Origin of the sequence: Bartonella sp. MU70NMGDW (assembly GCF_042194085.1) — a bacterium.
Lineage (GTDB): Bacteria > Pseudomonadota > Alphaproteobacteria > Rhizobiales > Rhizobiaceae > Bartonella > Bartonella grahamii.
This window is the reverse complement of record NZ_JBHIMK010000216.1, coordinates 1-2,038: the sequence shown is the minus strand read 5'-3', so window position 1 is coordinate 2,038 and position 2,038 is coordinate 1. Positions and strand designations below refer to the sequence as shown.

The following is a 2,038-nucleotide window of genomic DNA, read 5'->3' as shown; positions in this document are numbered from 1 at the left end:
ATGGTGTTCCTGTAGGAGGCGAACTTGATTATCTTGATGATGGAACTTTAGCAGCAGCTGTACAAGCACGAACAAATCTTTAAAACTCGCTTCTAATGCCCATTGTCTCTTCTTACTTGCTATTTTTTTCTTTTTATGAGGGAATATTAAAATGTCAAAGAAAAAACTTTCCCTTGTGAATAATTTTGGTCCAGGTATTCTATTATGCCTGCTCATATCTGCCTTAGCTTATGGTTTAGAAGTGATAGAAAAACTGTTTTCCGCAGAAGCATGGCTTGAAAGCCTTGTTTTGGCAATTCTCTTAGGATCCATTACTCGTAGCTGTTTTAATCTGCCAAAATATTTCCAAAAAGGTATAACCTTTTGTGCAAAAACGCTTCTTGAAATTGCTATTGTTCTTTTAGGGGCAAGCATTAGCATCCATGCTGTTCTTTCAGCCGGTTGGAATTTGCTTGCAAGCATCGTATTCGTTATATTTATAACCATCCTCATTAGTTTTGTTATAGGCAGACTTTTTGGACTTTCTGCCAATTTAGCAATGCTAGTCGCTTGTGGTAATGCCATTTGTGGCAATTCAGCTATCGTTGCAACTGCCCCTGTCATCCATGCTAAACATGAAGATGTAGCGGCAGCAATTGCTTTTACCGCTCTTTTAGGGGTTCTTATTATTTTATTTCTCCCTTTTTTACACCCACTTTTGAATTTATCATTTAACCAATATGGTGTGCTTGCAGGAATGGTTGTTTATGCTGTACCACAAGTCTTAGCAGCAACAGCGCCAATATCTTTCGTAAGCGTTCAAATTGCAACAATTGTCAAATTGGTGCGGGTTTTAATGTTGGGCCCTGTTATTTTTATCCTATCCATCATCTATCGTCGATCAGCACAAACACATTTTCGTCTACACACTCTCGTCCCATGGTTTATCATTGGCTTTATTATCATGATGCTTGTTCGCTCAAGTGGTCTTATCCCTGAAAAGGCTATCAATCCAATCAAACTTATTGCTCAACTGTTCACGGTCATTTCAATGGCAGCTTTAGGATTAGGTGTTGATATCCGCTCATTAAAAAAAGCAGGATGGCGCGTTATTTTAGCTTCAACTTCCTCCATACTCCTTCTTGGCGCTTGTAGCCTTATCATGATAGGATTAATTGATCTGAACCATATAACATTTTGAAATATGCATTTATTATTTTTTTCAACAGAGCATGCAATCAATTCAAAGGCTCACTAAGTATTAAAAGCAGTTTTTTATAAAACCAGCAAAAGTTCTAAAAAACTGCTCATTATTCTATACAAAAAATTGAAAGAGCTGTTATGTTAAGTGAAGACTGTCAGAATTACTTTTTCAATTAGCTTTTCAGTCCATAATGATTTGCAATGACGTAGTATCAAATACGTAACTCATGTAAAACAATGCCATTTCTTTCATCTTCTCATTACGCTGAAGTTTTTATACAAAGACTGATAAAATATGCTCTTGTTTGGAAAAAATATGGGGTCATGGCTTTCCCCCTTTTAAATTACTTTTACTTACTATGTAATATAAGTGGCATCGTCGTACTATTTGATAGCTTAAAATGTTGTGACAATCCTTACATTTAAACGATTCGTAAAAGGAGTTTTTATTCACACCCTAATTTCGCTTGTAATTTACAAGCTAATAACTTTAATTGTTTTGCCATAAGTATATTTGAGATAAGAGAATCTTACAATATTCAAGGTACTCATTCAAAAAGTGATAACAAATAGGGATTAAATCAACATCTCGTTCTATCCCATAAAAAGATATTGTTGCTTATTGGCACTAGTAACTCTCTTATAAATGAAATATACGATAATAAAAAGATTAAAAATACAGCAGGACTTTTGTTTATCATTTTATTCGACTAAAATATTTTTATGCTTATCCTTGCTATAGATACTGCTTCAATTTATTGTGCTGTTGCGCTCATTCATCATAAATCTGTTATTGCGCGTATCAATGAGCGCATGAACAAAGGACATGCTGAAAAACTTATTGGGCAGATTACAC

General features: G+C 34.8%; 1 protein-coding gene and 2 pseudogenes. All 3 read left to right on the top strand.

Annotation, left to right across the window (positions count from 1 at the left end; genetic code table 11):
- Window positions 1–83 (top strand): annotated as a pseudogene (locus ACFIKE_RS09870) (recombination protein RecR); the annotation flags it as partial.
- A 68-nt stretch (window positions 84–151) separates the two neighbouring features.
- Window positions 152–1,180 (top strand): YeiH family protein, encoded by a 1,029-nt coding sequence (locus ACFIKE_RS09865; RefSeq protein ID WP_375626774.1) that lies wholly within the window; start codon window positions 152–154, stop codon window positions 1,178–1,180.
- 725 nt (window positions 1,181–1,905) lie between these two features.
- Window positions 1,906–2,038: pseudogene (locus ACFIKE_RS09860) on the top strand (tRNA (adenosine(37)-N6)-threonylcarbamoyltransferase complex dimerization subunit type 1 TsaB); the annotation flags it as partial.